Source organism: Devosia faecipullorum (assembly GCF_015158295.1).
GTDB lineage: Bacteria > Pseudomonadota > Alphaproteobacteria > Rhizobiales > Devosiaceae > Devosia > Devosia faecipullorum.
Genome location: NZ_JACDXV010000001.1, coordinates 1 through 20,869, shown reverse-complemented (window position 1 = coordinate 20,869; position 20,869 = coordinate 1). Strand labels below are relative to the sequence as shown.

Annotated in this window: 24 protein-coding genes and 1 pseudogene; 14 read left to right on the top strand and 11 right to left on the bottom strand. The window is 59.2% G+C overall.

Going from position 1 to position 20,869, the window contains the following annotated elements; translation table 11 throughout:
• Positions 1 to 7 precede the first annotated feature (7 nt).
• Entirely contained in the window at positions 8 to 1,048 is a 1,041-nt protein-coding gene (locus H0482_RS00125; RefSeq protein ID WP_193728019.1) for a polysaccharide deacetylase family protein, read from the bottom strand.
• Positions 1,048 to 3,372 carry a GumC family protein gene (locus H0482_RS00120; RefSeq protein ID WP_193728018.1) on the bottom strand — a complete coding sequence of 775 codons (2,325 nt, stop codon included), beginning with the start codon at positions 3,370 to 3,372 and terminating at the stop codon, positions 1,048 to 1,050. The genes H0482_RS00125 and H0482_RS00120 overlap by 1 nt, the downstream gene beginning before the upstream one ends.
• A 153-nt stretch (positions 3,373 to 3,525) precedes the next feature.
• On the opposite strand from H0482_RS00120, the gene H0482_RS00115 reads away from it, so the two are divergent.
• The 5 genes from H0482_RS00115 to H0482_RS00095 all read left to right on the top strand — a co-directional run bounded on the left by H0482_RS00115 (position 3,526) and on the right by H0482_RS00095 (position 9,543).
• On the top strand, positions 3,526 to 4,077 hold the full coding sequence (locus H0482_RS00115) for a polysaccharide biosynthesis/export family protein (RefSeq protein ID WP_193728017.1): 552 nt from the start codon (positions 3,526 to 3,528) through the stop codon (positions 4,075 to 4,077).
• 3 nt (positions 4,078 to 4,080) lie between these two features.
• Positions 4,081 to 5,184 (top strand): glycosyltransferase family 4 protein, encoded by a 1,104-nt coding sequence (locus tag H0482_RS00110; protein WP_193728016.1) that lies wholly within the window; start codon positions 4,081 to 4,083, stop codon positions 5,182 to 5,184.
• Between the two features lie 84 nt (positions 5,185 to 5,268).
• Positions 5,269 to 6,783: an undecaprenyl-phosphate glucose phosphotransferase gene (locus tag H0482_RS00105; protein WP_193728015.1), complete on the top strand. Its 1,515-nt coding sequence runs from the start codon at positions 5,269 to 5,271 to the stop codon at positions 6,781 to 6,783.
• Positions 6,784 to 6,790: 7 nt separating this feature from the next.
• The gene (locus tag H0482_RS00100) at positions 6,791 to 8,248 is read left to right on the top strand and encodes a sialidase family protein (protein WP_193728014.1); all 1,458 of its coding nucleotides are present in this window, start codon (positions 6,791 to 6,793) and stop codon (positions 8,246 to 8,248) included.
• The gene (locus H0482_RS00095) at positions 8,245 to 9,543 is read left to right on the top strand and encodes an O-antigen ligase family protein (protein WP_193728013.1); all 1,299 of its coding nucleotides are present in this window, start codon (positions 8,245 to 8,247) and stop codon (positions 9,541 to 9,543) included. The genes H0482_RS00100 and H0482_RS00095 overlap by 4 nt, the downstream gene beginning before the upstream one ends.
• On the opposite strand, the gene H0482_RS00090 is transcribed toward H0482_RS00095, so the two are convergent.
• Entirely contained in the window at positions 9,530 to 10,504 is a 975-nt protein-coding gene (locus tag H0482_RS00090) for a phosphotransferase enzyme family protein (RefSeq protein WP_193728012.1), read from the bottom strand. The genes H0482_RS00095 and H0482_RS00090 overlap by 14 nt on opposite strands.
• A 424-nt stretch (positions 10,505 to 10,928) precedes the next feature.
• Between H0482_RS00090 and H0482_RS00085 the strand changes: the two genes are divergently transcribed.
• The 4 genes from H0482_RS00085 to H0482_RS00070 all read left to right on the top strand — a co-directional run bounded on the left by H0482_RS00085 (position 10,929) and on the right by H0482_RS00070 (position 13,461).
• Positions 10,929 to 11,678, top strand: coding sequence for a hypothetical protein (locus H0482_RS00085; RefSeq protein WP_193728011.1), 750 nt, complete (start codon positions 10,929 to 10,931; stop codon positions 11,676 to 11,678).
• Positions 11,679 to 11,722: 44 nt separating this feature from the next.
• The gene (locus H0482_RS00080) at positions 11,723 to 12,241 is read left to right on the top strand and encodes a cupin domain-containing protein (protein ID WP_193728010.1); all 519 of its coding nucleotides are present in this window, start codon (positions 11,723 to 11,725) and stop codon (positions 12,239 to 12,241) included.
• Between the two features lie 186 nt (positions 12,242 to 12,427).
• Positions 12,428 to 12,712, top strand: coding sequence for a PilZ domain-containing protein (locus H0482_RS17000; RefSeq protein ID WP_407925667.1), 285 nt, complete (start codon positions 12,428 to 12,430; stop codon positions 12,710 to 12,712).
• Positions 12,713 to 12,861: 149 nt separating this feature from the next.
• A complete protein-coding gene (locus H0482_RS00070) occupies positions 12,862 to 13,461 on the top strand; it encodes a glutathione binding-like protein (RefSeq protein WP_193728008.1) in 600 nt (199 codons plus the stop codon).
• A 36-nt stretch (positions 13,462 to 13,497) separates the two neighbouring features.
• On the opposite strand, the gene H0482_RS00065 is transcribed toward H0482_RS00070, so the two are convergent.
• Both H0482_RS00065 and H0482_RS00060 read right to left on the bottom strand, forming a co-directional pair.
• Positions 13,498 to 14,037: a hypothetical protein gene (locus H0482_RS00065; protein WP_193728007.1), complete on the bottom strand. Its 540-nt coding sequence runs from the start codon at positions 14,035 to 14,037 to the stop codon at positions 13,498 to 13,500.
• A gap of 94 nt (positions 14,038 to 14,131) precedes the next feature.
• Positions 14,132 to 15,289 carry a GGDEF domain-containing protein gene (locus H0482_RS00060; protein ID WP_193728006.1) on the bottom strand — a complete coding sequence of 386 codons (1,158 nt, stop codon included), beginning with the start codon at positions 15,287 to 15,289 and terminating at the stop codon, positions 14,132 to 14,134.
• 183 nt (positions 15,290 to 15,472) lie between these two features.
• On the opposite strand from H0482_RS00060, the pseudogene H0482_RS16825 reads away from it, so the two are divergent.
• A pseudogene (locus H0482_RS16825) lies at positions 15,473 to 15,958 on the top strand (DUF6151 family protein); the annotation flags it as partial.
• Positions 15,959 to 15,964: 6 nt separating this feature from the next.
• The gene (locus tag H0482_RS16460) at positions 15,965 to 16,222 is read left to right on the top strand and encodes a hypothetical protein (protein WP_230989493.1); all 258 of its coding nucleotides are present in this window, start codon (positions 15,965 to 15,967) and stop codon (positions 16,220 to 16,222) included.
• A gap of 446 nt (positions 16,223 to 16,668) precedes the next feature.
• Here H0482_RS16460 and H0482_RS00050 read toward each other — a convergent pair whose 3' ends face one another.
• Genes H0482_RS00050 through H0482_RS00035 form a run of 4 tightly spaced genes read right to left on the bottom strand, consistent with a single transcriptional unit; the run spans position 16,669 to position 18,513 of the window.
• Entirely contained in the window at positions 16,669 to 17,811 is a 1,143-nt protein-coding gene (locus H0482_RS00050; RefSeq protein ID WP_193728004.1) for a tyrosine-type recombinase/integrase, read from the bottom strand.
• Positions 17,703 to 18,056 (bottom strand): helix-turn-helix domain-containing protein, encoded by a 354-nt coding sequence (locus H0482_RS00045; protein ID WP_193728003.1) that lies wholly within the window; start codon positions 18,054 to 18,056, stop codon positions 17,703 to 17,705. The genes H0482_RS00050 and H0482_RS00045 overlap by 109 nt, the downstream gene beginning before the upstream one ends.
• The gene (locus tag H0482_RS00040; RefSeq protein ID WP_193728002.1) at positions 18,056 to 18,325 is read right to left on the bottom strand and encodes a hypothetical protein; all 270 of its coding nucleotides are present in this window, start codon (positions 18,323 to 18,325) and stop codon (positions 18,056 to 18,058) included. The genes H0482_RS00045 and H0482_RS00040 overlap by 1 nt, the downstream gene beginning before the upstream one ends.
• Entirely contained in the window at positions 18,322 to 18,513 is a 192-nt protein-coding gene (locus H0482_RS00035; RefSeq protein WP_193728001.1) for an Arc family DNA-binding protein, read from the bottom strand. The genes H0482_RS00040 and H0482_RS00035 overlap by 4 nt, the downstream gene beginning before the upstream one ends.
• An 88-nt stretch (positions 18,514 to 18,601) precedes the next feature.
• On the opposite strand from H0482_RS00035, the gene H0482_RS00030 reads away from it, so the two are divergent.
• Both H0482_RS00030 and H0482_RS00025 read left to right on the top strand, forming a co-directional pair.
• Positions 18,602 to 18,901: an Arc family DNA-binding protein gene (locus tag H0482_RS00030; RefSeq protein WP_193728000.1), complete on the top strand. Its 300-nt coding sequence runs from the start codon at positions 18,602 to 18,604 to the stop codon at positions 18,899 to 18,901.
• 19 nt (positions 18,902 to 18,920) lie between these two features.
• A complete protein-coding gene (locus tag H0482_RS00025) occupies positions 18,921 to 19,316 on the top strand; it encodes a hypothetical protein (protein ID WP_193727999.1) in 396 nt (131 codons plus the stop codon).
• Positions 19,317 to 19,374: 58 nt separating this feature from the next.
• On the opposite strand, the gene H0482_RS00020 is transcribed toward H0482_RS00025, so the two are convergent.
• Entirely contained in the window at positions 19,375 to 19,911 is a 537-nt protein-coding gene (locus H0482_RS00020; RefSeq protein WP_193727998.1) for a hypothetical protein, read from the bottom strand.
• Positions 19,912 to 20,030: 119 nt separating this feature from the next.
• Between H0482_RS00020 and H0482_RS00015 the strand changes: the two genes are divergently transcribed.
• On the top strand, positions 20,031 to 20,273 hold the full coding sequence (locus H0482_RS00015) for a helix-turn-helix domain-containing protein (protein WP_193727997.1): 243 nt from the start codon (positions 20,031 to 20,033) through the stop codon (positions 20,271 to 20,273).
• Positions 20,274 to 20,490: 217 nt separating this feature from the next.
• Here H0482_RS00015 and H0482_RS00010 read toward each other — a convergent pair whose 3' ends face one another.
• Positions 20,491 to 20,730, bottom strand: a complete 240-nt coding sequence (locus tag H0482_RS00010; protein WP_193727996.1) for a hypothetical protein — start codon at positions 20,728 to 20,730, stop codon at positions 20,491 to 20,493.
• Between the last annotated feature and the right edge of the window lie 139 nt (positions 20,731 to 20,869).

Sequence of the window (20,869 nt, the reverse complement as noted above, 5' to 3'; positions counted from 1 at the left end):
GCTCCGGCTATTTCATCACCCGACCCAATTGGGTAAACAGCCCGCCGCTTGCGAACACATCGACATAGCGGCGCTGCTGGAAATAACCGTTGAGCGAAATGCGCGGCAATGCGGTCAACTGCTCGAGGTGATGCGGGTAGAGCCCGCCCGGCCGCGTCGTGACGGCGGTGCGGAACCCCAATTCCTTCGCCATCGCGAACTCGCGGGGACCGCAGGAAAGCGGCCCGCCCAGCGGATAGGATAGATTCTTGGGGCGGAAGCCGAATTGCGCCTCGATGACGTCCACCGACTGGATCATTTCATTGCGTGCCTGATCAGCAGGAAGCTTGGCCAGTTCGTAGTGCTGGACCGTGTGTGCCCCGATAGTGCAGAGCGGATCGTCGGCAAAGAGCCGCAATTGCTGCCAGTCCATGATCAGCTCGCGGCATTGGCGGTCAAGGTCATAACCATAACTGGCAGTGAAATCGGCTAGCAAGGTCAGGCGTTCCGGCTCCGGCAGCTTGCGCAGGCGCCAATAGAGGCGATTGAACGCTTCCGCCTTTTCGGCGCTGCTGCGCGTATCAACATATTCGGTTTCGCCATTCCCGGTGAAGGCAATGGCCTGCTGGCGGGCGATGATGTCCTCGATGGCCTGCCACCAGATCTGGCCCACCCCATCCACGAATGACGTCGGCACGTAGAGCGTGAACGGCGCCTCGTGTTGCTGCAGGATTGGCAGCGCGAAGGTCAGGTTGTCCTTATAGGCGTCGTCAAAGGTGAGGACCACGAAGGGCCGCCCCTTCTTTGGCGCGGCAAGCCGCTCCACGGCCTCGTCAAGAGTGACGATGTCGGCCCCGCAGCCCCGAACCCTTTCTATGACATAGTCGAGAAAATCGGGGCGCACCTGAAGGATGGCATTGGGGGAAAAGCGCGCCGGCTTTTCCGGCAGAACGCGGTGGAGCGTGAAGATGACGCCGCGCGAACGCGACAGCAAATTGAACAGGGCCGGCGCCCGCGACAACCAGAGCACTTCGAAGGCCGCGCGGATGGCTGTGTATTTGAGCGACATCAGGCCGCAACCGGCTCCGCCAGCGCGGCGATCTCGACTCGGGCCAGACCGGCCTCCTCAAGCCGTGCGCGAATGGGTTCGGCCGTATCGGCATCGCCCTCGTCGCGGGTCACGAGAATGACGCGCCCACCCAGTTCGGCGAAACTGCCCAGCATCGACTTGTGATCGGCTCGGCCCGTCAGCACGACCACGACCTCGTAAATGTCTCCCAGCGCCTCGGTGAGCACCAGTGGCCGGTTGGTCCGCCGGGAAATGGCATCGCCCTGCCCCCAGGTGACTTCGGCAAAACTGTTGTCGGCCGATTTCTGCACGACATCGCCAAAGCTGACCGCGCCAGTGCTCAAATCGGTAATTCCGGCATTTTCCGTGCGGCGACCGCTCCCGGCATCGACCAAGGCCACGCTCAGTCCCTTGGCCAGCGCGTCAGCGACCAGTTCCTCGGCCATGAGGCGGCTGGGCTGGTTTTCCCCGTGATCGGCCAGCAGCAACAGATGCGTGCGGCCCAGAACCAGGTCCGAAACCAGATCGGAATAGCGCAAGAGGCGTACGCTGCGGCGCGGAGGAGCATCCATGACCCGCGCCTGCGGCGGCGCAATGGCCTCGGGCTCGGCGCCGGGCGTCGGTGCTGCTATGTCCTCGCCGAGGCGGGCCACCGGCCCTTCGGCCAAAAGTGAGCGAACAAAAGCACTTGTGGAATCCGGTACCATTGCCGGCTCCGGAACATGCTCAAACTCAGGCTCGATATTGTCGATCGCCATGTCAGGAAGAGCGTCTGCCACCTGGAGCGGCGGTGCATAGGCAGGCTCGTCGACATATCCGCGAACGGCCTCATCCTGCACCATTGCTGACTTCTCTTCACCTGGAGCGGCATGGAAAGACTGGATTTCGAGATCATCCTCCCGCTGCGCGGAGGGAGCATGCTGAACTGGAGCCAAAGCTCTCCCCGACATCACCTCTCCGAGCGCGACCATTCCGATCTGCACGGCGATGGAAACAATGCCGATGGCGACCATGATCAGCGAGGTCTTGGGCGAGGCCGGGGTGACCGATGGCGCGGCGACGGAGACGACGCGCACGTCCGGCAGGGCGGAATTGGTATCCACGCGGGAGGAAGCTTCATTATAACGCAACAGATACGCTTCCAGCAGTTCGCGTTGAGCCTTGGCCTCGCGCTGCAAGCCATCCAGTGTCACCGTGTCCCGGGTTGCGGTGGACGCGCTTGCCTTGGCGCGATCGAGTTCGGTCCGGAGCGAGGTCTCGAGATCAGACTCGATCTGGGCTTCGGCCTCCAGCGCCGTCGCCACGCGGCGACCTTCCTGGCGTATCTGGCTATCGAGTTCCGCAATCTGCGCATTCAGGGCACGAATGTTGGGATGACTGGACAAAAGCGTAGCCGAACGCTGCGCCAGTTCGCCCTGTAGTCGCGCCTTTTCCTGGCTTAATTGCTGGATGGAGAGCGAATTGCGGACATCGGCAACACCCTCGATGGGCTGCCCCTTCTCGATCAGGCCGCGGATCAACGCAGCGCGGGTCAGCGCCGTATTCTTTCGCTCCTGCGCCGCCGTGATCTGCGCTGCCACAGTGGACAATTGCTGATCGAGCAGGCTGGTATTGTTCTGGCCGACAAAGAGGTCATTCTCGACGCGGAAATCAGCAACGGCAGATTCGGCCTGTTGAACCGAAACGCGCAAGCGATTGATTTCATCGAGCAGCCAGCCGGAGGCTTCAGCCGTATCGGAAATCGACAGGTCCGCGCGGCGCGCCACATGCGCATTGGCGACCGCATTGGCAATATTGGCGGCAAGCTGGGGATCGCTGGACTGGACGACCACCGAAATAATGGCCGAATCCCGCTCCTGCGTGACCTTCAGCCGCTCATAGAGATTGGTGAGCACGGTTTCGTCGATGCCGTTCGGGGTCGCGGCGCGACGACCGATCAACTGGGTAATCATGTTCAGCGGCGAGGCGGCAGACCCATTGTCATTGAATTCTTGAACCGAGCGCAGATCGAGCTGATCGATGACATTGAGCAGGGTGTCGCGCGACTTGAGCAATTCGATCTGGCTGGAAACCACGCCCGCGGCATTACCCGAAAAGCTAGGCGCCTGCTCGCCCGAAGCACGCAGATAGATGGAATCACGAGGCTCGACCAGGATGGACGCCGCCGATTCATAGAGCCGGGGCTGAAACATCAGCAGCACGAAGCCAGCGGCCAGCAGCCCAAGCGTCACCAGCAGAATCAGGGGCAACCGGCGAACGATTGCCGCTAACAAAACGGCAATGTCGATCCGCGCGTCCTCTTGAGATGGGGATTCGAATGACATGGCTTTACCTCGGAACTAGGAGGCAAGCTAACACCCGGCGTGGTCAAAATTCGGTTAACCTCGCTCGCATTCAGCATCCACCTCAGCACAACATAAGGACAATCTTAACCATAAAGCGTCAGTCTCTGGGCAATTCGAACGCGCGGGATAATTATGCGCTGGCTCTCCATTTTCGTCATGGCCCTGACGCTGGCCCTCAGCGGCTGCGCCACCAATAAGACCGCCACCTACCTGGTGGAAACCAAAGGCCCCTATCAACTGGATACGGGCGATGTGGTGCGTGTGACCGTCTATGGCGACGCCGAACTGAGCAAGAGCTATCGTGTGGACGATGGCGGCGCCATCGCCTTCCCGCTGGTCGGCGCGGTTGCCGTTCGCGGCGCCACAACGGGCGAAGCGGGCAAGCGACTCGCCCGCGCGCTGGCCAATGGCTATATGCGTAGCCCCGATGTTGCCGTTGAGATCGAGCAATATCGCCCCTTCTATATTCAGGGCGAAATCAAGAATGCGGGGCAATTCCCCTACGTCTACGGCATGAGCGTAAGGGCGGCGATCAGCACTGCCGGCGGCTTCACCGAAACCGCCGATCGCAACCGCGCCGTGGTCTATCGCCAGCAGGCGAACCAGATGGTCAAGGGCGTGGTGGAGCTCGATTTTCCCATCTATCCCGGCGATACGATCGTAATTTCCGAGCGCTGGTTCTAATCCATGCCGGCCCGCCCTCTTTGCATCCTGCAGGTGCTGCGGGCGCCGGTGGGCGGCCTGTTTCGCCATGTTGCCGATCTGGCGCGGGAATTGGCAGCGCGGGGGCACAGCGTCGGCATCGTCGTCGATAATCTGGCCAATGACTCCCAGACCGAAGCGCTGCTCCGGGCGCTGGAGCCTATCGCGGCGCTCGGTATTCACCGTTTTCCCATGCCGCGCCTGTTCGGCGCCGGCGACCTGAAAACGCCCTTCGCAGTGTCCCGGCTGGCCCGCCGGCTCGACGTGGACATCATTCACGGCCACGGGGCCAAGGGCGGCTTCTATGCGCGGCTCGCCCTATATGGAAGGACGCGCGCCAAGGCTTTCTATACCCCGCATGGCGGCGTGCTGCATTACAAGGCCGATTCCCGTTCGGGCCAGCTGTTCCACCGCATCGAGCGCCACCTGATGGCCAAGACCTCGGCCATTATTTTTGAGAGCGCCTATGCGGGAAAAACCTATTCAACGCTGATCGGCGACCCGTCATGCCGCGCGGAAATCATCCATAACGGCCTGAGGCCGGACGAGTTCGTGCCCGTATTGGCCGGCGCTGACGCCGCCGACTTCGTCTTTGTCGGCGAATTGCGCACGCTCAAGGGGATATTCCCGCTGGTCGAGGCTCTGGCGATGCTGCAGGGCGCAACGCTGGTCATGGCGGGCGACGGTCCAGAGCGCGCCGCGCTGGACGCCAGAATTGAGGCATTGGGCCTGACGCAAAGAGTGCGCCTGGTCGGCTCGCAACCCGCCCGTCAGGTTTTCGCCATGGGCCGTTGCGCCGTGATCCCGTCATTGGCGGAATCGCTGCCCTATGTGGTTCTGGAAGCCGCAGCGGCGCAATTACCGGTCATTGCTACCCGTGTCGGTGGCATTCCCGAAATTTTCGGACCGACATCGGCGCAACTATTGCCGCCCGGTGACGCGCCTGCTCTGGCTGAGGCCATGCAGCGCTTTCTTGACAATCCTGCGGCAGCCGGAACCGATATGCTAACGCGGCTCGACCATATCAAAGCGGGCTTCTCGGTCAGGCGGATGACCGATGCCATCGAGGCGCTTTACCGCTCCGCCTGATCCACAAACCGGCGCTCGCTTCATTGAGTATAAACGCCTCCGGTCGATAATGCCGGCATATGCAGGAGTGCCGGTGGCGAGCCCATGTTTCGCGTAGATCCCCAAAAAGCCATGGAAGGCCACGCCGCCAAAGCGGCGGAGGCCACAAGCAAGCTGTCGCCAAGGGCCGAGGAGATCATTGCCGCCCCGGTGGACAGCACCCTGTCCGGCCCGGTGATTGCCGGCGTGGCGCAGATCGCGGAAGTGCTGCTTCTGGCCGTGCTGGGCTATTGCATTCATTTCGCGTATATCGGTCCCGAACAGGACAGCTTCTATATCCCGCTCATTCTCGGGACGAGCCTGCTGACCAATATCGTGTTCAACGCCGCGCGAACCCATCGCATATCGGCCTATCGCACCAGCCTTTCGCAGATCGGCAGGGTGATCGGGGCCTGGGCGGCGGTGATGATCCTGCTTATGGTGGGGCTGTTCTTCCTCAAGGCCGGCGACATGGTGTCGCGGGTCTGGCTTCTGAGCTGGTTCCTCTTCGGCGCGATCCTCCTTGCGGTCTACCGCCTCATGCTGAGGGCGCTTGTGCAGCGCTGGACCGATGAAGGCCGGCTGAAGCGGCGGGCGGTCATCGTCGGCGGCGGGGACGATGCGGCCGCACTGATCCAGCAGATCAAGAGCAGCGCCGACAAGGACATCAACCTGCTGGGCCTGTTCGACGACCGCGTCGGCGAACGCTCGCCCGATATCGTTCTGGGCTATCCCAAGCTGGGCATGGTTGCCGATCTGGTCGATTTCGCCCGGCTGACCAGCGTCGATCTGGTTATCGTCTCGATGCCGCTCTCTGCCGAGAAGCGCGTCCTCGACATGCTGACCCAGCTTTGGGTGCTGCCGGTGGATATTCGGCTATCCGCCCATATGAGCAAGCTCAGATTCACCGACAAGGCCTATTCCTATGTTGGGGATGTTCCCGTTCTCAACATGGCCGACAAGCCGATCTCGGACTGGAACCTCATCTTCAAATGGGTGTTCGACAAGCTGGTCGCCTTCGCCGCGCTGATCCTTTTGTCGCCGCTCATGCTGGTCACCGCCATCGCCATCAAACTGGAAAGCCAGGGGCCGGTCTTCTTCGTGCAGAACCGGCACGGCTTCAACAACGAGACTATCCGCATCTACAAATTCCGCTCCATGCGGACCGATATGCTGGACCAGACTGCCTCCCGACTGGTGACGAAGAACGATCCCCGCGTCACCCGCGTCGGCAAATTCATCCGCCGGACCTCCATCGACGAGCTGCCTCAATTGCTCAACGTGCTCAAGGGCGATCTCTCGATCGTGGGGCCGCGCCCGCATGCGCCGCAGGCAAAGGCAGAAAACCAGCTCTATTACGAGGCTGTCGAGGGCTATTACGCGCGCCATCGGGTCAAGCCGGGCATTACCGGATGGGCGCAGATCAATGGTTGGCGCGGCGAAACCGACACGATCGACAAGATCATGCAGAGGGTCAATCACGACCTCTACTACATCGAGCATTGGTCGATCCTGCTCGACCTCTACATCTTGCTGATGACGCCGATCTCGCTGATTTCCAAAAACGAAAACGCCTATTGAGCGCGTGATGGTCAAGGATCGGCGCGCCCTTTCAAACCTGTTCGTTCTCGCTCTCCTGGCGACCATGGCCGCCCCCATCCCGGCTTTTGCCGATGGCGAATGGTGCATGGAATGCGTAAGCGTGCGAGTCGGCCCGCCCCAAGTCGTGCGCGGCCCCTTCCCCGACGAGATCGATGCGCCCTTTTCTGCTGTCCGTTTGCCTGACGGCACCTTTCGGGGGTTCAGCGCCAATGGCCACACCTACGCTATCGAAGGCACTTCCCTTTCGGACATGGCTGGACCGCGCCACAGCGTGTTGGAAGAGGGCGACCCGGGCTCGCTCGCTGAATGCGGCCGCTGGCTGACCTCGACAATTCGCTCCGGCGCCGCCCTGCTCGGCATGGTGCATCAGGAGCGCATCTGCGACTACGGCCCCGACGGGCAGACCGATAAGAGCATGGCCATCGCCTTGTCCCGGGACGACGGCCTCAACTGGACCGATCTCGGAACGGTCATCTCCGGACAGGACGCGCCCCAACGCGGCCGCACCACCGGCGAGGGCGACTGCACCATGCTCGATGGGGGCGACGGCTATCTCTATGCCTATTGCCTGCGCAATTCCGATTGGCAGACCATTGCCGCAAGGGCTCCCCTCAGCGATCCGCTGGACTGGCGCAAATATCATGACGGCGCCTGGGACGAGCCGGGCCTGGGCGGCAAGGCTTCCGCAATCGGCTTTGTCGGGCCGGGAGCGGGTCTGCTCCTGGAGCAGAAACTGGTCGTCACCGTTACGCCGGACCCGTGGTTCGCCGGCGTCAGGCTCTCGTTTTCCACCGACAAGGTGACGTTCACCGATTTTCTCGCCCCCCTTCTCGTCATTGATGGATCGGACTGGGAGCGGCCTGCCGATACCGAGCTTGTAGCCTATGCCAACGTGCTCAACCCCGCTGATGGCGGCAATGAGATCGATCAGAATTTCGTCTTGAGCTATCTCTATGTGCCCGCCGGAAAAGACTTTGCCGACAGGTATCTCGTTCTTCATGACGTAACCCTGTCGATCCACGCATCGCCGCCCCCGGCGCCAGCCGGGATCGCGCTGACGCGCTGGTCGAACGCTGAGCGGTCTAGCTATGTCAGCTCCACTGGCCCCTTGACGGGCGATCGCGCCGATTTTCAAGCCGACGGCATCATCGCCTATATGCTGACGCAGGCGCCGGCGGATATTGCCAGCATCCGCTTCGCCGAATGCGGGCGCGACATCGGCGGCCGTCTCGATCATCTGCTGGCCGACGAAGGCAGTTGCAAACGCTTGGGCTATAAGCGCGAACGAACTGCCGGCTGGCTGTTCGCCCTCGAGCAGAGCGGGACTTCGCCCGTCTATCGCTGCCAGGATAATGCGTCCGGCGCCCATTTCGTCTCGGCCCAGGCCGATTGCGAAGGACTGGGATCGATGCAGGCCCTGCTTGGCTACGGATTGAAGCCATGAGCACCGAAACCAGCGATCTCGATGCAAGGCATCTCTGGACGCTCTATGCCGAGCGGCTGCGGCGGGGGCTGTTTTCCTTTCAGAACAGCGTGTTTCTCCTGGCCGTTCTGGCAATGAACTACACGCTGATGCGTCCGTCGCCGGTGGACCTGCTTTTTCTTTTCACGTTTTTCGTTTCCGTCTCCCTCATCATGCTCGACGAAAAGCGACGGATGACACCGAGGACGCTGGTATTCCTATTGGTAGTCGGCATCTGGGTGCTGTCATTTCTGGTCGCATCGTTCCCGCATTATCGGGAAGACAATGTGGTGTTCGAACTGATCTCGAAAATGTTCGCCGTAACCATCGGCGTTGTCTGCGCTTTCGTGCCCATGCATTGGACGCGCCGGCATTTCGAGACCTTCATGAAATATTACATCGTCTCCAGCGTGATCGGGGCGGTGCTGGGAACTATCGGCTTCCTCTTGCAGCATCCGCTGCTGACCTGGGACGGCCGGGCCAAGGGTTTTATCGACGATCCGAACATGTACGGAACCTTTCTCATTCCGGGCATGATGTTCTGCGGATATTTTCTCTACAATTCCAGGAACAGAAGCTGGCTTTACCTCGGCGCCATGGCAGTCATCCTGCTCGGCATTTTGCTGTCCTTCTCCCGTATCGCCATCGTCGCAGCGATGTTCTGCCTTTTCGTCTATCTGTTCATCCGCGAACATAAGCACCCCCGCCGGATGATGACGGCAATCGGCCTGATCGCGCTGATCGGCACCGTGCTCTTCGTCTTTGCCAGCTTCACCTCGGCCGAATTCACCGAAAAGCTGCTCGACCGGCTGACCTTTGCCAAATCCTATGATTTGGGCGAGCAAGGGCGATACAATCGCTACCTGCTCGTACTGCCGATGATCATCGAAAACCCGCTCGGCCTCGGCGTCTTGCAGCTCGACAAGATTTTTCCCGAACCCATCCACAATATCTGGCTCAGTTCTTTCGTGAATTATGGCTGGGGCGGCGGCTTTTCGTGGATCCTGCTGGTCTGCGGCAGCATCGTGGTATCCGTGATCAACTATCGCCGCACCAGGAGCGATGTGCCGATCGTGTTATTGCTCTCCCTGATCGGCCCAATCATGGGCGCGTCGCTGCATGAAGGCGAGCACTGGCGGCAGATGTGGCTGCATTTCGGCCTGGTCTGGGGCATGGACCCGTCGATCCTCAATCGCGGGATACTCCTCGGGCACCGCCTCGAAAAGAACAATGCCAAGCTCCCTGCCCCGCAACGCCGAAACTTCAGCGCCAGATAGCACCGCCGAGATAGCGCTCGGCCAGATCAGCCGTGCCTTGAGCAAAGCCGTTCACATGCGTTTGCGCGAGATTGGTTTCGACATGCGAGCCGATCCAGGCCAGCAGGGCCATGCGCCGCAGCATGACCATGGAATCGATGGCCGCAATGTCCTCTGCATTGAGGCGGCGCACCCTTTGATAGCTATCCAGCCATGCCGCTTTCAACGCCGGAATGGTTTCATGGGTTTCGTGAAACGATATGGCGGCGGCAAAGTCGTAGGTGAACCAGCATAGGCCGCAATCGTCAAAGTCGATGAGGCTGACCGCATCGCCCTCGACCAGTAGATTACCCAGACGCATATCGGCGTGAATCAGCCCATAGCGATTGGGGCCAAGACCATATTTGCCCAATCGCCGCCAGAGCGCAGCGGTGACGCGGTCGAGCAATGGACGGATTTCGCCCTCCACCCCCGGCGCGACGCGCCAGTCGCCCCACAATCCGTCGGCATCGAGGATCGTCGCTGCCGTCCATGCCTGGCGCTCGAAGCCCGTAGGCATGTTCCAGCCAATGACATGTTCATGCAGGCGCGCGGCGTAATTTCCCAAGACTCCGAACAGGCCGACCAGATTTTCCTCCGGGCTCGGCTCCTGCCCCGCAATGAAGCGAAACAGCACGGCATGGCGGGGCCGGCCATCGGGCGTATCGAATTTTTGCAGGAACGCGCCATCGACGCCCCTGATCGCCTCCGGTATCGGCAGATCGGTATCGCGCCGCAGCGCTTCCAGCCAGGCCAGTTCACTCTGGATATTGGCGTTGTTCTGATAGTCCGGCCGGTGCACGCGCAGCGTATAGGCAGCACCGCCCGACACGTCGAAGCGGAAGGTGTGGTTTTCGGAATAATTGATAAGGCGGGGGACCGATCCTGCCAATTCTCGCCAGAGCGGGATGGCCTGTTCGAGGTCTTGCGCCTTCAATTGCATGGTGGGCTCCAGCCTGGGGGACGGCCCCGGACACCTGCTCAACGGGCGCTTGGTGAAATGGTCGGACCTGCCGGACTAGAACCGCGACCTATTGTCCCCAGTTCTATGGCCGTTCCGGTTTCATATGTCGTGCAGTCGCATACTCGAGCCTATTTTACAAGATAAAGCCGGGGCACGCTATGAAACTACAAGCGAATTCGCCCTCAGTTTAAAATGCCATTCTCAGCATTTCCGGACTCGGCAGTGGCTGATGCGCTGCCTGCGCAGGCAGGACTGACGTTGGAATTTCCCAGAGGTGACAACGGCGAACCGAACATTTCCGGCGCAGGGGCGAACTGGTCGCCAGCTCGATGCCGAACAACTCGGCTGGCGGCAATGGCCGGTTCATGCCACGCTCTCATGTCTTGGGTTTGGGAGAATGGGCATGACGATCAATATTGCTCGGAAATACGTCGCTGTTGGCGCCTTATTCACGTTGGCATCGAGTGCATACGCTGAAAACCTGCAATGGTTCGGCAACCAATACGATGAAACAGCCGTGTTGGCGTACGGAATGCCCGACACAGATTACCTTCCCGTGGTTTTCCTCTGTAGCATGGGTGACGATACCGTTCGTCTGCTTGTGACCCACGGCGCCCCAGAGGCAGAAGACGGTCAGGCGATGACCATCACCCTGGCCTCGGAAGTGGGGGCCGTTGACATGTCGGGAACCGGACAGTTCCAAGAAATTGACGACCTGTTCCACCTCGAAGCTCAGACCAGACTTGACCAGAAGCTGGTTCGCATTCTCTCCGATGGCGACATCCTGCAAATATCGATCGAGGGATTCGTGCAAGAATTCCCTCTGGACGGCGCACGAGATCACGTCGGCGCACTGGTGGCAGCATGCGGCGCGCCGCTCAATCCCACTGATATCGAGCTTCGCATCACCAACGCCTCCGACACGCCGGTTGTAAGCGTTTTGTTTTCCGAGCAGGGCATCAACGACTTTGACGGTGACACATATGGCAATCAGGTTCTAATGCCAGGCGAGAGCACCTATCTGGTCATACCTGATGCGAAGTCAGTGTGCACCTTTGACCTGATAGCGGAGTTCGATGAAGAGGCTGAACGCGACCCGTTCCAGGGAGCACAGAACCTTTGCGAAAACGACGAGCTCCTGATCCGCGGGTAATGAGCGGCCTGAGCGTTTCCGGATGGCCTTGAGCGTAGCGGCGCATGAACACCATAGCGCCGCGCCCCTTGCAGGAATATTATGCGCTCATCCACCTCAAGGAGGATGATCAAATGCCTGACAAGGTAGCCTTTGATTTTGACCGGATAGGCCAGCCCTTTCATTTTTTGAATGGCCGCTTTGACTGCAAGGTTTCAGCCGACGACACACAGGGTGGCCTCTGTATCTTTGACACAATTCGATCAGAGCCCGGCGGACCGCCAATGCACGTGCACGCGGCTCAGAATGAATGGTTCTGTGTCACCGAAGGACAATTTGACGTGCAGGTAGGTGATGTGCGGCACCACCTCGAGCCAGGTGACTCCATCCTCGGTCCCAAAGGCGTTCCGCATGCATTTGCCAACACCTCAGAAACCGGCCGCCTGCTCGTAATCTTTCAACCAGCCGGCACAATGGAGGCGTTCTTCAGCGCCGGCAGCGCAAAGGGCCCGATGACACCACAGGAATTCGCCGCGCTGTCGGCGCTCCATGGCATGACGGTGGTTGGGCCACCGCTCAGGTGAGCGTCTTTGCCGTGCCGCTAGGGCAGAAAATAAAGCATCGGATTGGCGGGCGACGGTAGGCAGGCCACAAGACAAATCATGAGTGGATGCCTTCGCGCGGAGTTGGGTGTAGGCGTCGTTTTGGCGAAATGAGGCGAGAGCCGTTGCTATCCGTAGCATTTTAAGCGTTCGCTTCAACACGCCTTTATGACGAAGCGCTACTGCATGTCTATGGACGCACAGACAGAACGACGGCGCGAATGGCGGGAACCACCAATTCTGCCGGGGCCAGCTGAAATCCCCACCAGTTACGGCCAGTTGGACGTGTCCGTGGCAAATGTTTCGCCGTCCGGGATCATGCTGAAGGTTCCGGAGGCAGCGCCCCTACCCGATCTCTTCAACCTTGTCATTGGTGGGCGTCGCCATCCGTGCCAGTTGATCTGGCGAAAGGGATCGCGCGCGGGTGCTCGCTTGATAGGTTCAAGACGATAAGAACCTTGCCTCGAACCTTTCGGTCTCTCTACGCATAGGATCGATCCGCCAGACAAAGTGTCGCTGGGCGCTGATCTAGTGGCGGCACGCCAGACGACCTAATTTGGCCTCGCCGCAACGTTGCGGCATATCTCTTACTTAGGTTGACTATGAAACTTTTCTACTCGCCCGGCGCTTGCTCGCTGGCGTCTCACATTATTCTACACGAAATCGGCGCTCCCTTTGATATCGAGAAGGTCGATCTGCGCGCCAAAAAAACGGATTCAGGTGCCGACTATTTCGCCATCAATGCTCGTGGCGCGGTGCCGGCACTCGAAGTTGCCCCCGGCACCGTTGTGACCCAGGGCCCGGCAATCCTTCAATATCTGGGCGACAACTCAAATGTCCTCGCCTTCAAGCCTGCAGCTGGCACTGTCGAACGGGCTCGCTTGCAGGAAGCGCTTGGCTTTGTCGGTGACATGCATAAGGCTTTTGGCGGCCTGTTTAAGCCGAACCTTTCCGAAGAAGAAAAAGCCGCTGTTGTTGCCGAGGTCAATCGCCGTGTTGGCCAGTTCGAGGCCATGCTAGGCGATGACAGCCCGTACGTCCTGGGTGAGTTCTGCCAGGCAGACGCCTACGCCTTTACTGTCATCAACTGGGGCCGAAGCTTCCTAGATTTTGCAGCGTTTCCGCGAGTTGGCGCCCTGATGGCTGCGGTTGGCGCTCGCCCTGCGACCGCCGCCGCGCTCAAGGCCGAAGGTCTCATGTAGGATCAAAGGGGCGCATTACCCGGCGGCTAACACCATTCAGGTTAGACCGCATTCCTGCAGGACCGGCCGCATCGCTCGGGTCGACCCCGAGCCAGAAATATCAAACTGGCCGATATTGGAGGATCGGGCGCCGTCGACCAGGTTGATCCTGACAACCATCGTCTCCTTCGCGCCAAGGCTTACAATCTCCTGAAAGGCCTTGGCGAGGTTCGTGTGGTTGGCCTCGCCGGCCCGCGTTGCGGCCACACCCTTGTGATGCAGGCTTACACCGGTCGCAACGATATCGCCGCCTTTCGTCTGGAAGATGAACGCAACGTCACCACTTATCGGGCTATCCTTGCCATATGTGACGTTCAGACCAAGCATCCCCTGCGTGCAACCCGCACGCAGGACGTTCCCGCTGTTCCGGTCCGTCGCTGTGGCTATATGCTGGCCCTGTTCGACATGACCCTGCAACCTGACTGGATCTGGCCGCCTTTCCTGTGCCTGCACAACGCCGGCCAACATAAACAGGAAGGTGGCACAGGCGGCCAGGTGAGGACGTTTCATAGACGCAAGCATTTCAGTTGTGGTCATCAACACGATCCAGACCACCACTTCTTGGTGACAATGCGGCACCGGCTGTCAACTGCAGCGCCCCCTCGTTGTTGTTCCAATGGGTGGATTGGGGTTAGATGACACCCGTCGGGCCTGCGGCTTCGAGAGCAACGCTTCCGTGCACGCGTGTTGTATTGCGGCCGGCCCTCTTCGCTGAATAGAGCGCGGCGTCTGCGTTTTTGACAACGTCCCAGAAACTATCATGCGCTCCATAGGCGGACACACCCAAGCTGGTGGTCATTTCCAGACTTCCTTCCAAAGTCTCAATGGGGCGGCTCTCAATGGCCGACCGAACCCGCTCCGCAAACAGAGCCGCCTCGGCCAAGGAGGCAGTGATGACGAATACAAATTCCTCGCCACCAATGCGGGCAACGATGTCTCCTTTGCGTGTTACTTGATCGATCCGTTCGCTGATTTCCTTCAGGACTTCGTCGCCTACGGAATGCCCCCAAGTGTCGTTGATCGCCTTGAAGTTATCCAAATCGGCCAGGATAACCGACCGCCCCCCAACGGGCGTTTTCGATAGTTCGTCGACCTGCAGTTCCAGGCCTCGGCGATTCAACAGACCTGTAAGCGCGTCAGTGTCTCGCTCCCGCTTCAGAGAAGCGACAATATCCGCGCCGGTCACGACCAACATCGAAACGGCCCCGGCGGCAGCCAGCAGCGTTATAGAATACTGAAGGACCAGCCAAAACGTGGAGCCACCATATCCACCGTCGGTCGAGCTCTGGAACGTAGATGCAGTTAGCAGTGTGCGCGGGAAGAAGTGTGCGCCCACCAGGACTATGGTCCACAGCAAAATTTTGTCTGCACCGCTACCGTTGAGGAGCTGACGGTTTCGCCATGCTGCAAACAGCAGGATCGAACCAAAGCTGAAATTCAGGATGTACACGCGCGCTATTACACTGGGGATTGCGAACAGACAGACGACTGTCGCAAGCATCGGAACAAAGAATGCCGCAACATGAAAAACAGGACCAAGTGAGCGGGCAGAGCGCCGAGACAGCGCCTCCGCAAGACATTGAGCACCGACTAGGTATGACGCCGTGGCAATGATCGCGTTCGCCTGAAAATGAGATGGCCACCAGGCCGCCTGCACAAAAATACCAAAACCGCACATCAGAAACGCAAGCCCGATGTGCCGTAGATGGACCAAGCCTGCAAATTTGAGTGACAGCCCGCCGAACGTTGCAGCGAAAATTAAAAACAAGGCGGGTATGACTAAGCCCATCCGGAATGCCTCAATCAGCGATACGCGGAACCCCACCCATTAGCCGCGCAATCCTAACGGTCAATCAACATCCACCAGAAGATTGGAGCCGCTCCGTCGGGAATGGAACTGGTGACATGAGGCATAGGAAACTGACGAGCTGTCGATCTCCACCCACGCCGACGATGGTTTGCGACGTGCCCAATGATCGATCGACCATCCCCTGCCCGGCTCTACGCTGCCCCTGCCGCTGCTCGGCACGCCCCATCGCGATACCGATTTCGGGCTTCTATTGCCAGCTACGGGCGAACCCATTGCCTTGTCACAACAGAGACGAGGTGTGGGCCTGCTTGGCCGCATTCGCCGTTTCACCTAGTGTATGTCGGAACAAACTGGAGCAGACTCATGTCCAAGGTCACAAAACTGTCTTGCTCCTGCGGCGCCGTTGAGATGGAGGCCGACGGCTCTCCCATCATGAGCACTGAATGTCTGTGCACATCATGCCGATCCGCCGCAACAACGTTTGAGCGATTGCCGGGCGCGAAGAAACTATGTGAGCCATCGGGCGGGACACGGACGGAGATGTACCGAAAAGATCGCGTCCGATGTGTCGATGGCTCTGACCATCTCCGAGAGCATCGGCTTACTGACCAGACGAAGACGCGGCGGGTAGTTGCGACCTGCTGCAACACACCTATGTTCCTCGATTTTACCGAGGGCCACTGGATCGATCTCTACAGCGTACTTTGGCCAGAAAACACTTTGCCACCGCTTCAGATGCGAACAATGGCGGGTGATCTCGACGACCCGTCGAAACTACCAAACGATGTGCCCAACCTGAAGTCTCACTCTCCAACGTTTTTTGTTCGTCTGATCGCGGCCTGGATTGCGATGGGCTTCCGCCGCCCGAAAATCGACTATGTCAACGGAGTGCTGGATATCTCCGGCAAATAGCCGCCTCGCAGAGGTCTGAAGCAGTCCTTTCGATGTCGGGATAAAGGCAACAGGAAGACTGCATCGGCAGGCCTGAAACTCGCAAGTTATGCATTCGCATATCGACTTGCGCGTGCTTCGCCCCCGCGGCCAAGCGGCTCGCTTTTTCATCAATTTGAAGTGCTCGGCCAAATTATCGAGGGTGCTGAAGATGTCGCCCCTCGCGCGCGCCAGCATCCAATCTCGTATAGCTTGCGCGAGAAATCAGAACAGGATTTTTCCGGAGCAACAGGCCCTCTTGGAGGCCTGGAGGCGAACTTCCTCTCAGGCTCGCACCCGAGCGGCAAAGAGGCTATAAAATAAATGATTTCAATGAGTTAATGGTCGGAGCGGCCGGATTTGAACCGACGACCCTTTGTCCCCCAGCAACCCGGCCATCCCCGAAATTAGGATTGTCCTGTCGCATTTTAACCCGCCTGCTTCAAGGTGGTCTGGGGGATTTTCTGTGGACTTGCCAGCGTCTCAAGCGCAGCGGACAGTTCATCGTCCATCACGTGCGCGTATTTCGTGGTGGTGGCAATGTCCGCATGGTTGAGCGCCTTCTGGACCAGCCGGAGGTTTCCGGTCTGTTTCAGGAGTTTGGTGGCAACGTCATGGCGTATGTCGTGGAAGCGGAAATCATCCACCCCTGCCCGCGCCTTCATCCGCCGCCACTGGCTCTTGGCTCCATCTGGAGTGATGGGATAGCGCTGGCCCTTGACCTGCCCTGCTGCCTTGGCGTGGGGCGTATCGGGTCGCCTGCAAACATAGGTAAAAACAAACTCGGGGTGATGGCCGATCAACGGCTCCAGCAAAGCCTTGATGGTCGGTGTGATGGGCGTGGACACTATGCGCCCGCCCTTGCCGATTGTGGTGATGCGCTTGGCAAACCAGTTCACGTCTTTCCACCGGATCAGCGTCTCCTTGTGGCGAAGCCCGGTGAGGCGGCAGAAAGTGAACCATGGGCCATAGTCGTCGCGGACGGCGGCGTCCAGCTTCTCCCCTTCGCCTTGCTTGAGGAAGCGGACCCGCTCCTCCGGCTCCTTGAGGGTGTGATCTTTCCAGTTCGGCTCCATTGGGAACTGGTAGCGCCACGTGCGGCGGGCACGGGTGAACAGCGACTTCAATAGCACCGTGGTGGACCTGTTCACGGTTGCGGGTGCAATTAATTGCATTTGTGTGCCGTCCGCCTTCTTGGCCCTGCCTTGCTTAGTCTGACCCCGCCGCCATGACACCAGCCCGGCAACCTCACGGTCGGTGATCTGGTCTAGGCGAGTGTCGCCACTGAAGAACTTGATGAGCCGATCCAGATCGGTCCACGTGGTGCCGCTGTTTGCAAGATGCTTGCCCACTTCCTCCCAATAGCGTCCCGCCGCAAGGTCAAGGGTGAGCGGTCCGTTGCCGGTGCGCTTCTCCTGTTCCATGTCCGCACGGGCTTTGGCTTTAAGCTCTTTCTCAACCGCTAGAGCTTCTTTTTTGGACCGGGCTTTTGTAGAGCCGCGAAAGACACGACGGTGGACTTGGAACTCGTACTGGTAGAAGGGTGTTTTAGCGGCGGTAAAGACGGACATATCGGGGTCTTTCGGACCTTTTGGTTCTGGGTGAAGGTGGTCAAGTTCTTCTGGGTGAAGCGGTAGTGGCGGCGAACCTTGCCGGTGCCGCTACCGATGAAGCGCAAGCGGCCTTCGCTCACGTGCTTCATCAGGGTCTTCACCGACATGCCAAGGATGGCAGCGGCCTCCTTGGCGGTGTAGCGCGGCCCATCAGGATCATCGGGCGGTGGCGCTTGCTTCGGTTTTTTCAGCACCAGCACCATCACGCACCAGCCATGGCATCGGTGATGAAGTCTTCCGCCGCCGTGATTGCAGCCATAAACCCCTCTTCATCCAAGCCGACCTGACGGAGAAAAGCGGCGGCAGTGCCGTCAACTGCGTCAAGCACAGTGACCGTATCGACGTAGCCATGGTCATCCATTGTGGCCTCATATGATCGGTCAGAACGGCACAGTCCTGCCTCCATCGCTTCAACGATGCCTTCAAGGATCAAGCCCGTTGCGGCTTCAACCGCTTCCTGACGCTTAGTCATAACGCACCTGCCTTTGCAGGCTTGCGAAGAACCACCTTCTTGCGGGGCTGTTCTGCGGTCATGTGTGCCTTGAGAATTTGGGCGATTTCGCTGTTCATGCTCCTGCCATTGTCAGCGGCACGGGCGGCGACCCACGCTTTCATGTCGTCGGGAAGGCGAAGGCCGAACGGTTTGGCAGCGGTAATCATCAATTGCTCCTTGGTGCATTATTGAACCATTCTGGTTCTATGCCAGAGCTAGATTGCGGTCAACACCAAATTGGTTCACAATGGGACCATGACCGACGATGCACAGATGAAAATACGCCTGCCTGGCGCACTCAAGGTGAGTATTGAAGAAGCTGCCAACGCGGCCAATCGCTCACTGAACGGGGAAATTGTCTCGCGGTTAGAGGCTTCTTTCGGGATCGATGGAGAGGCGCGTTCCCGCCTTGCGAAACAGCGCATCTTGGATATCGATCTTAGCGCAGAAAGTGACGGGCTCCGGGGGCGTGTGGCAAAGCTGGAGCAGGAGCTAGACAAGCTGCGCAGTCAGATCGGTCGCGTACAGAAAGACCTAGCAACAGTAGTGAAGTAAGGCGTTCTGGGGGCGGAACATGTGGAAATGGGTGGGGCGCATCGTCGTGGTGGCGGTGCTAGGCTGGGTCGGCTATGCCACCTATGACTGGTATATGGCGGGCCATCATACGCGCCCGGAAATGCCGGAAGGCGCATTCTCGCTGTCGTATAAGAACGGGCTCCGGGGCATCTTAGTGGACATATCGAATGAGAAAGAGACCCGGCGATACTTTGGGTTTCCCCAAGAGGTGCCGAATTACCTCCGCGACGCTTGGTCTTGGTGCCAACCACCTACCGAAGCAGAAGCGCCACAGGTTGCGCAGTTCCTTGAGGAGCGCAACATGCCCGGTGAGCGGTTTGAGGCAGTGTGCAAGATCACCGCAGACGATGATGTTGTGGTGAGGGGCATCATCACCTCGGTTCCCCGGCTATGAAGGCTTCTGGAGCTATTCCGGTTTTTACGCATAAATCGTACAGCCCTTGGTCTCCAGATCAGTAACCGTCGATGCTATCCGTTGACCCATAGGCCATGTCCATCAGCCCCTCGATTTCGTTCGGGCTCAGACTGGCAGGGACCTTGGCCGAACAGTTTTCCATGGCGAAGTCTTGTGCCTTATGGTTCGGCATTCCCACGGCAGTATCAAGCATGACGCTCTCTCGGAAGCACTGAAGAAACGCAGCACCCGGATCGGTCGAGACGGACGACTTCTGCGTAATGTTCTGCCGCACGACCATTCGAATGTCCTGACCGTACATGCCGATCACGGCCATCATGTAGGTGCCGCCCAGATCAGTTATCGGCGTTACCCACGATCCGCTGGGGACCATGACGCAATCCGCAATAGTCCAGTCGCCGCCCTGAAGCTCCATAGCCTCTGCGGTCTGGATCTCGGTGACGCTTGAGCATCCGAAGCTGTCGTAACCGGCAACTTCCTGTGGTGCCTGTGCGAGAACGATTTGCGAATGGGTAGCAACAAGCGCGAATGCAAACCCAATCAAGGCATTTGGACGTGAAGCGAAACTGCGCATCTTAACAAGTGGCTCATCGGAGATTTCGACTTGCGCCCAGCATGCCACGAAATCCGAAAATTGGATAATCTGAATTTCGCATTAGCCGAGAAGTTGATTGCTCCAACTTCCGGCGTCCAATGCCCGATACGATCCGCAGCCCGCGACAACAGCGCCTCGTTGAGCGGGTAACGGAGGCACGTAAGCAGGCGGGCCTAACACAACTGACGGTGGCAAGACGCCTTGGTCGGCACCAACCGTTCGTCGCCAACATAGAGACGGGCCAGCGTCGGGTGGATTTGGTCGAGCTTATCGAACTGGCAGAAATCATAGGTCTTGACCTGCATTCGCTCATCGAGGAACTTGTAGCGATCACAGACTAGTCACGGCTGTCCCGTTACTACCGGCCATCCGCAATCAATCGTGCACCTCTTCTGGAACGGGCACTCGAAGCGGCCCTCACATCAAATGCAATTAATTGCAGCTGATCAGCCGACGCGAGCTTGCAGGAGGTGCATATCGTATGAGGGGGACTGGATGACACAGCCCCCGCTGGTCGAACCTATCACCGATAGACGCGACACATTACTTGCGAAATCACTAACTTCCATTCGCCCACGCGAATACACGCTCCTGCTCTTTCCGCAGAAAATCCATCTCATCCTCGACCGGGTAGTCCAGCGCCCGCGCTGCTTCGGAAAAGCCTCTGAGCGTGGTCGGCTCCATCTGGCCGGTGGCCACGTTCTTTTGATTGACCACGATAGCACTTATCAACGGCCAGCCCATGCCGTGCGCGTAGTGGATCAGTTCGCCGAGATGCGTATTGACGGCGTATCGCACCTTGGACCACTCGTAAGCGCTACGGCTTGGCCCTATGCGGCGAGGCTTGACGGCTGGTTGAAGCGCCATGGCATGAGGTCTTCGATGCCGCTTTGCGGGTGTCCGTCGAGGATGGCGGACAGGGTATTGGCGAGATAGT